General features: G+C 70.7%; 6 protein-coding genes. 3 read left to right on the plus strand and 3 right to left on the minus strand.

The window, feature by feature from the left end; translation table 11 throughout:
- Nucleotides 1-69 precede the first annotated feature (69 nt).
- The 3 genes from AAHM41_RS37195 to AAHM41_RS37205 all read right to left on the minus strand — a co-directional run bounded on the left by AAHM41_RS37195 (nucleotide 70) and on the right by AAHM41_RS37205 (nucleotide 3,343).
- Entirely contained in the window at nucleotides 70-531 is a 462-nt protein-coding gene (locus tag AAHM41_RS37195; RefSeq protein WP_342241680.1) for a DUF3293 domain-containing protein, read from the minus strand.
- Between the two features lie 25 nt (nucleotides 532-556).
- On the minus strand, nucleotides 557-841 hold the full coding sequence (locus tag AAHM41_RS37200; protein ID WP_342241681.1) for a DUF4242 domain-containing protein: 285 nt from the start codon (nucleotides 839-841) through the stop codon (nucleotides 557-559).
- A 63-nt stretch (nucleotides 842-904) separates the two neighbouring features.
- Nucleotides 905-3,343 (minus strand): penicillin-binding protein 1A, encoded by a 2,439-nt coding sequence (locus tag AAHM41_RS37205; RefSeq protein WP_342241682.1) that lies wholly within the window; start codon nucleotides 3,341-3,343, stop codon nucleotides 905-907.
- 605 nt (nucleotides 3,344-3,948) lie between these two features.
- Between AAHM41_RS37205 and AAHM41_RS37210 the strand changes: the two genes are divergently transcribed.
- The 3 genes from AAHM41_RS37210 (at nucleotide 3,949) to AAHM41_RS37220 (ending at nucleotide 8,259) form a co-directional block, all read left to right on the plus strand.
- The gene (locus AAHM41_RS37210; RefSeq protein WP_342241683.1) at nucleotides 3,949-6,780 is read left to right on the plus strand and encodes an Rne/Rng family ribonuclease; all 2,832 of its coding nucleotides are present in this window, start codon (nucleotides 3,949-3,951) and stop codon (nucleotides 6,778-6,780) included.
- A 410-nt stretch (nucleotides 6,781-7,190) separates the two neighbouring features.
- Nucleotides 7,191-7,403 (plus strand): hypothetical protein, encoded by a 213-nt coding sequence (locus AAHM41_RS37215; RefSeq protein WP_342241684.1) that lies wholly within the window; start codon nucleotides 7,191-7,193, stop codon nucleotides 7,401-7,403.
- A gap of 49 nt (nucleotides 7,404-7,452) precedes the next feature.
- Nucleotides 7,453-8,259: a MetQ/NlpA family ABC transporter substrate-binding protein gene (locus tag AAHM41_RS37220; RefSeq protein WP_342241685.1), complete on the plus strand. Its 807-nt coding sequence runs from the start codon at nucleotides 7,453-7,455 to the stop codon at nucleotides 8,257-8,259.
- Nucleotides 8,260-8,288 lie beyond the last annotated feature (29 nt).

Below are 8,288 nucleotides of genomic sequence, written 5' to 3' on the forward strand. Positions count from 1 at the left end.
CCTGCGGGAGAGACAAACGGGAGGACACTCGACGTCAATCCCGCCCGAATGCCCCGACGCGACCCGGTTTCAGCCCTCGGCGTCCATGCTGAGCACCTCGAACAGCAGCCGGGTCGGCACCAGCCGGGCGGGCTGGCCGGGGGCGAACCAGACGATGGCGTTCTGGCCGAAATCCTCGGCCAGGGCGGTCAGCTCCGCCACCGGCAGGCCGAGCACCAGCAGCCCCTGCTCCGGCGGCCAGGCGCCGTCCAGGCCGGCGCCGGTATGCGGCACGGCCCCGGCGCCGCGCCGGCGCACCGCCTCGGCCAAGCGCTGCCGCGCCGCGTCGTTCACGGCTGCCGGCACCAGCCGGCTGCGCGGATTGTCGGCACTGACGAAGCCGGCGCCGGTGGCGCCGCGCCCGGCCAGCCAAGCCTCGGCCTCCGGGTTCCGGCGGTCGATCCGCACCTCGTGCTCGACTCCGTCGGCGGCGAACAGATAGCGGGTGTCGCGATAGGCCTCGAGCAGCCGGATGAAATCCGAAAGGCTCATCGCCCGGTCCGTCGCCGGCGACCCGTCAGCCGGCCCGTTCGGTCGTCGGGTCGATCATCTTGCGGATCTCGGTGATCTTCGTCGCCGGGAAGCCGCTGATCTCGGCGTGCTTGCGGATCACCGCCTCGTCCTGGGCCAGGTAGACGCAGAAGGTCTTGTTGTCGGCGACATAGCTCTCGACCCACTGGATGTCGGGGCCGATCTGGCGCAGCGCGTCGTTGGACTTGGCCGCGGCCCCGCGCAGCTGGTCGCGTTCGAGGGTGCCGACGTCCGGAATGTCGCGCTCGATGATGAATTTGCGCAGTGCCATGCGGTCCTCCCTGCCTGCGTCCTGATGGCCGGTCGCTTCGCTTGATCTAGGCCGCGGCGGCGCTCAGTACAGCCCGCCGGTGCCGGTCGTGGCATCGGGCACGCTGTCGCCGAAGCCGGTGCCGCCCTCGTCGGTCGCGCCGCCGTTGCCGTCGAGCCGGTCGAGGGCATAGCCGGTGCCGGGCTCGGTGCCGGGGCGGAACGCCTCCCAGATCGTGTCGCCGCCGCTGCCATAGGCCGGCTGGCCGCTCAGCCGGTCGATCTTGACCAGGTTGACCCCCGGCGGAATGCGGAAGGGCGGCACGTCCTTGCCCTGCAGCGCCGCGGACATGAAGTCGCGGAAGATCGGCAGCGCCGCGGTCGAGCCCCATTCGCGGGCGCCCAGCGTCCTCGGGTCGTCGAAGCCGACATAGATCGCCACCACCAGGTCGGGCGAGAAGCCGACGAACCAGGCGTCCTTGGCGTCGTTGGTGGTGCCGGTCTTGCCGGCCAGGGTGAAGCCCAGCTTGTTCAGCGCCGAGGCGGTGCCGCGCTGGACCACGCCCTGCAGGATCGAGGTCATCTGATAGGCCGAGACCGGGTCGGCGATCTGCTCGCGGGTGTCCGGGATCACCGGCGTCGCCTGGTCGGCCCAGGGCTGGCCGCAGCTGTCGCAGGGCCGCTCGTCGTGCCGGTAGATGGTGCGGCCGGTGCGGTCCTGGATCCGGTCGATGAAGGTCGGCAGCACCTTCTTGCCGCCATTGGCGATCTGGGCGAAGCCGGTGGCCATCTGCAGCGGCGTGGTCGCGCCGGCGCCGAGCGCCATCGAGTACAGCAGCGGCATGTCCTTGTAGACGCCGAAGCGCTCCGCCGTCTCCTTGACCTTGTCGAGGCCGACCGCCTGGATCAGCCGCACCGTCATCAGGTTGCGCGACCGCTCGACGCCGACCCGCAGCGGCATCGGGCCGAGGAAGCGGTGGTCGTCGTTCTCCGGCGTCCAGTCGGTGGTGCCGACATCGATCGTGATCGGGGCGTCGTCGATGATGGTGGTCGGGGTGTAGCCGGCCTCAAGCGCCGTCAGATAGACGAAGGGTTTGAAGGTCGAGCCGGGCTGCCGCACCGCCTGCGTGCCGCGGTCGAACTCGCTCATCGCATAGTCGTAGCCGCCGCTGATCGCCAGCACCCGGCCGGTGTTGGGGTCGAGCGCGACCAGCGCCCCCTGCGCGTCGGGGATCTGGCGCAGGCCGAATTCCTGCGGCACCGCCTTGTCCTCCGGCACCGGGCCGGTGGGCTCGACCAGGATGACGTCGCCCTTGGCCAGCACGTCGGCCGGCTTCCTCGGGTCGGCGCCGACGGTCTGGTTCGCGCGCCAGGGCCGGGCCCATTTCATCTCGGCGAAGGGGATGGTGCCGCGGCTCGTGTCCGAGAAGCCGATGCCGGCGGCCTTGGCGTCGACGTCCAGCACCACCGCCATCTGCCAGTCGCCGGCGCCGGCCGGCCGCTCGATCGCGGCGAGCTGCCCGGCCCAGTCGTCGAAGCCCTCGATCCTCTTCAACGGTCCGCGCCAGCCATGCCGCTGGTCATAGCTGCGCAAGCCGTTGCGCAGCGACTGGTCGGCCACGTCCTGCAGATGCGGGTCCAGCGAAGTGCGCACCGACAGCCCGCCCTGGTAGAGCGCGTCGTTGCCGTACAGGCGCTGCAGCTCGCGCCGCACCTCCTCGGCGAAGTAGTTGGCGCTGACGAACTCGATCTGCCGGCGGTCCTTGGTCACCAGCGGCTCGGCCCGGGCGGCGTCGGCCTGCTCCCTGGTGATCGCCCCGTCCTCGAGCAGCCGGCCGATGACGTAGTTGCGGCGGTTGACGGCGGCGTCCATCCGGGTCTTCGGGTCGTAGCTGCTGGGCGCCTTCGGCAGGCCGGCCAGGAAGGCGGTCTCGGAGACCGTCAGGTCCTTCAGCGGCTTGTTGAAATAGGCCAGCGACGCCGCCGCCACGCCATAGGCGCCGCGGCCGAGATAGATCTGGTTCAGGTACAGCTCGAGGATCTGCTGCTTGGTGAAGGCGCTCTCGATGCGCAGCGCCAGCAGCACCTCGCGGATCTTGCGGCTGATCGCCCGGTCCGGCGTCAGGAAGAAGTTGCGCGCCACCTGCTGGGTGATGGTCGAGGCGCCCTCGACCCGCCGGCCGGAGGCGTAGTTCTGGATCGCCGAGATGCCGGCCCGGGCAATGCCCTGCAGGTCGACGCCCGGATGGTCGTAGAAGCGCTGGTCCTCGGCCGAGACGAAGGCCTGCGCCACCAGGGGCGGGATCGCCCCGAACGGCACGAACAACCGGTTCTGGCTGGCGTATTCCGCCATCAGCCGGCCGTCGCCCGCGTGCAGCCGGGTGGTGATCGGCGGCGCGTATTCGGCCAGCTGCGCCGTGTCCGGCAGGTCGCGGCCGAAATAGCTCGCGGCCGCAAAGACCCCGACCGCCGCGATGACGAGCAGGAGGATGAGGGAGGACAGGAGCCAGCCGATCAGGCGCATCGAACCATGGGGGCAGTGGATGGACGGCGGCCGGCCGCCCGAACATGGCGGGGTCGGCCCGGCAGGCCGGCCTCGTCGCAGAAGCGGATAGGCCGCGATTGTGTTCCGTTGATGACCACATGGGCTGACGACCCACGGGCCGGGCGGCTTCTGTTACCATAGCGCCGACCGCGAGTCAGGCCCCCGCGGCGGCGCGACCGGCAGGCGCGCCCCTTACCCCCGAAATCTCCCATTGTCGAGAGTGCGGTGCCTCGGTATCGTGACGGCGCGACAGTCTGCCCGATCGGTCGATCGGATGCCCGGGTTCCCCGGATGTCCGGGTCGATCGCGCGGCGGTGCATCGATTTCCGCCGGGAAACGTCTTCCGTCGAACGGCCGGCACGCGATGCGCGGCTGCGGATGTCGGGCGACATTGAGATCAACTCGAGGCCGTGCCCCGGCGCATCCGCGCCGGACCGGTGGTCGCGGACCCTCCCGTCTGGCCTGCTGCGAAGCGCCGTTCTCGGGTGATCACGGTTCGCGCCCCCGGCGGCTTCGGCAGGACAAGGACGCGCCGCAGCCCCGTCGGTCGCGCGGGGTGACGGCAGCGTCGCCAGGGTTTGTACATGGCTAAAAGAATGCTGGTGGACGCCACCCATGCGGAAGAAACGCGGGTGGTGGTGCTGGACGGCAATCGGCTCGAGGAATTCGACTTCGAGACCGAAGCCAAGAAGCAGCTGAAGGGCAACATCTATCTGGCCAAGGTGACGCGGGTCGAACCCTCGCTCCAGGCCGCCTTCGTGGAGTATGGCGGGAACCGGCACGGTTTCCTCGCCTTCTCCGAAATCCATCCCGACTACTACCGGATCCCGATCGCCGATCGCGAGGCCCTGCTGGCCCGCCAGGCCGCGGAGGCCGACGAGGCCGAGGCCGTCGAGGCGAAACCGGCCGAGCCGGCGTCCCGCCGGCGCCGCGGCCGTGACCGCCGTCCGGCCCGCGCCGAGGCCGAGGCCGGCCCGAGCGAGGCGGTCGAGGCCGCCGGCGATGGGGTGGCGGGCGAGGTGATCGCCGCCGAACCCATCGTCGAGGAGAGCTTCGGCGAGACCCTGTCGGCCGAGGGCGACAGCGGCCCGGTCGCGCTGCTGGCCCCACCCGAGTCGCGGAGGGGCGACGACCCGACCCCGGCCGAGGGCGACAACGGCAACGGCAACGGCCATGACAGCGAGCACGAGCCCGTCGAGGTGCTGGGCGGCGACGAGGCCGAGGAGGCCCGCGACCGCCGCTCGAAGCTGCCGAACTACCGCAACTACAAGATCCAGGAGGTCATCAAGCGCCGGCAGATCATGCTGGTGCAGGTGACCAAGGAGGAGCGCGGCAACAAGGGCGCGGCGCTGACCACCTACCTGTCGCTGGCCGGCCGCTACTGCGTGCTGATGCCGAACACGCCGCGCGGCGGCGGCATCAGCCGGAAGATCGCCAATCCCAAGGATCGCAAGAAGATGAAGGCGATCATGGATGACCTGGACGTGCCGGACGGCATGGCGGTCATCCTGCGGACGGCGGGGCTGGAGCGGACCAAGCTGGAGATCCGGCGCGACCTCGACTACCTGCTGCGGCTGTGGGATTCGATCCGGCAGACGACGCTGCAGTCGACCGCCCCCTGCGCCATCCACGAGGAGGCGGACCTGATCAAGCGGGCGATCCGCGACCTCTATTCCAAGGATATCGAGGACGTCCAGGTCGCGGGCGAGGAGGGTTACCGCACCGCCAAGGACTTCATGCGCATGCTCATGCCGAGCCATGCCAAGAAGGTGCAGCCCTATCTGGACCAGGACGTCCCGCTCTTCCACCGCTTCAACGTGGAAGGCCAGATCGACGCGATGCACAGCCCGGTGGTGCAGCTGCGCTCCGGCGGCTACATCGTCATCAACCCGACCGAGGCGCTGGTCTCGATCGACGTCAACTCCGGCCGCTCGACCCGCGAGCGGAACATCGAGGAGACGGCGTACAAGACCAACCTGGAGGCCGCCGACGAGGTCGCCCGCCAGCTGCGCCTGCGCGACCTGGCCGGGCTGATCGTCATCGACTTCATCGACATGGAGGACGACCGCCACAACAAGGCGGTCGAGCACCGGCTGAAGGAGGCGATGCGGCAGGACCGCGCCCGCATCCAGATCGGCCGGATCAGCGCCTTCGGTCTGCTCGAGCTGTCGCGGCAGCGGCTGCGCCCGAGCCTGATGGAGACGCATTTCGAGACCTGCGCCCATTGCGGCGGGCTGGGCATGACCCGGACCACCGGCTCGGCGGCGCTGTCGGTGCTGCGCGCGATCGAGGAGGAGGGTATCCGCAAGCGCGCCTCCGAGATCACCGTGCATGTCGCCACCGCCCTGGCGCTGTACCTGTTCAACCAGAAGCGCGACGCCCTGGCCGATATCGAGCGGCGCTACGGCGTGCGGGTGATGATCGAGGCCGATGACAGCCTGATCCCGCCGGCGCACCGGATCGAGCGCACCCGCGCCCGCGGTGCCGAGCTGCCGGCCCCGACGGTGCCGGTCGACAACACCGCCCGGATCATGGCCGAGACCGACGCCGCGCTGGAGCACGAGGCGGACGAGGTCGAGGCGGAAGAGGTCGAGGAGGCCGCCGAGGCCCAGGAGCCGGCGCGTCAGCCGCAGCAGCAGCGTCCGGGACAGCCGTTGCAGCATCATGGCGGCCAGCAGGCCGATGGCGAGGGCCGGGGCCGCCGCCGGCGGCGGCGCCGCGGCCGCCGGCGCGGCGAGGACGGGCATCGCCCGGACCAGCCCGCGCAGGTCGCAGCCGACGGCAGCTTCGGCTACGATCCGCGGGACGAGGCCGAGGACGGCGTGCGCGAGGACCAGGCCGCCGAGCCGTTCACGCTCGAGGCCGCCGATGCCGCCAGCCATGCCGAGCCCGTCGAGGAGGCGGCCCCGGCCGTCGTGCCGGCCGAGCCGGCCCCTGCCGAAGCCGAATCGCCCGAGGCCGTTGCCGCCGAGGACGACGCCAAGGCCCGTCGCCGCGGCCGTCGTGGCGGCCGCCGCAAGAAGGCGGACGAGGAGGCCGAGCCGTTCGTGCTCGAGGCCGCCGACGCCGCCAGCCATGCCGAGCCCGAAGCCGAGCCCGCCCCAGCCGAAGCCGCTCCGGCAGAGGCTGCCCCGGCGGAGGCTGCGGCACCGGCCGAGGAGGCACCGAAGCCGAAGCGCCGCGCCCCGCGCCGCAAGAAGGCCGATGTCGCCGCGGAGGCTGCAGCCGAGCCCGCCGCCGAGGCCCCGGCTCCAGAGCCGGTGCCGGAGCCCGAGGCGGCGGCGCTGAACGGCGCCGTGCCCGAGCCTGCGTCCGAACCCGAGGCTCCGGCCGAGAACCTGGCGGTCGAGGCCAATCAGGTGGTGAATCAGCCGCCCGAGGCGCCCAAGCGAGGCTGGTGGCGCCGCGGCGCCTGACCCAGGCCGACAGTCGGATCAGAAAGCCCGCCCGGGAAACCGGGCGGGCCTTTCGTTGCGAATGATCCGACAAATAGCTGAATGGAATTGTAGATTTTTTATTATTGACATACGGCTGCGTATGTTCGAGGGTCGGCACCGATCTTTGGATCCGCGGGATTTTGACGGAAGCAGCTTGCGCCGCGTCACCAAACGCTAAAGCGCCACGACATGTTCGTGGTTCCGGCAGTTGATGCTGAGGAGCCGACCGATGGTTTCGACCCTGTCCCTGCCCATCCTCTCCGCCGCCAGGTCGCGCGGCATGTGTCGCGCCTGTCGCTGTTGCTGATCGCGGGCCCGCCCGCCGCACCCGACCGCACGACCAGATGCAGCGCGCCCCGAGCGGGCGCGCCTCCGAGAGGATCCCTTCCATGGCTGACGCCTTCATCATCGTCGCCGGTGGCCTGACCGCCGGCATCGTCACGCGCGAGCCGCGCGGCTTCCGCTTCTACGCCTCCGACGCGGCCTTCACCCCGCTGGAGGGGCGCCTGTTCCGGACCACCCGCGCGGCCGGCCGGGCGGCGCATGCGGCGCTGACCACGATCGCCCGCCGCCAGCACCGGCCGGAGCAGGCCCGGGCCTGACCCGCGGCCGCCCCATCCCCAATCCTACCAAGACGTGCAGGAGCCCATCATGTCCCTTTCCCCGCTGACGCGCGGCCTGATCGGCCTGGCGCTCGGCCTTGCCCTCGGCGCCGCCACCGCCGGCAGCGCCCTCGCCGCCAGCATCAAGCTCGGCGTCATGGGCGGCAGCGAGGAGGAGATCGCCGAGATCGCCAAGCAGGTGGCGGCCAAGCACGGCCTCGAGGTCGAGCTGATCACCTTCTCCGACTATGCCATCCCGAACGAGGCGCTGGAGCATGGCGAGCTGGATGCCAACGCCTTCCAGCACCAGCCCTATCTGGACGCGCAGATCGCCGCCCGCGGCTATCACATCGTCCCGATCGGCTTTACCATCGTCGAGCCGATCGGCCTGTACTCGAAGAAGTTCGACAAGATCGACAAGCTGCCCGACGGCGCCAGGATCGGCATCCCGAACGATCCCAGCAATGGCGGCCGGGCCCTGAACCTCTTGGCCGCCAACGGCCTGATCAGGCTGGCGGACGGCAAGGGCTTGAACCCGTCGCTGCTCGACGTCGCCGACAACCCGCACAACTTCCAGTTCTCCGAGCTCGACGCAGCGCAGCTGCCGCACGCCCTGCCGGACCTGGACGGCGCGATCATCAACACCAACTACGCGCTGGAGGCCGGGCTGGACCCGCGCAAGGATGCGCTGATCGCCGAAAGCCGGACCAACAACCCCTACGGCAACTTCGTCGCCGCCCGCGCCGCCGACAAGGACCGGGCCGACCTGAAGACCTTGGTCGAGGCCTACCAGTCGCCCGAGGTGGCGCAGTTCCTGGAGACCCGGTTCAAGGGCGCGATCCTGCCGGCCTGGTAAGCCTGCCGCCGCAGGCCGGGGCTGCGGCC

It is taken from the genome of Inquilinus sp. OTU3971 (genome assembly GCF_038440215.1).

Bases quoted from the DNA above. Each gene is read 5' to 3' on its own strand.
- AAHM41_RS37195 (WP_342241680.1), bottom strand. From the start codon at position 531: ATGAGCCTTTCGGATTTCATCCGGCTGCTCGAGGCCTATCGCGACACC.
- AAHM41_RS37200 (WP_342241681.1), bottom strand. From the start codon at position 841: ATGGCACTGCGCAAATTCATCATCGAGCGCGACATTCCGGACGTCGGC.
- AAHM41_RS37205 (WP_342241682.1), bottom strand. From the start codon at position 3,343: ATGCGCCTGATCGGCTGGCTCCTGTCCTCCCTCATCCTCCTGCTCGTC.
- AAHM41_RS37210 (WP_342241683.1), top strand. From the start codon at position 3,949: ATGGCTAAAAGAATGCTGGTGGACGCCACCCATGCGGAAGAAACGCGG.
- AAHM41_RS37215 (WP_342241684.1), top strand. From the start codon at position 7,191: ATGGCTGACGCCTTCATCATCGTCGCCGGTGGCCTGACCGCCGGCATC.
- AAHM41_RS37220 (WP_342241685.1), top strand. From the start codon at position 7,453: ATGTCCCTTTCCCCGCTGACGCGCGGCCTGATCGGCCTGGCGCTCGGC.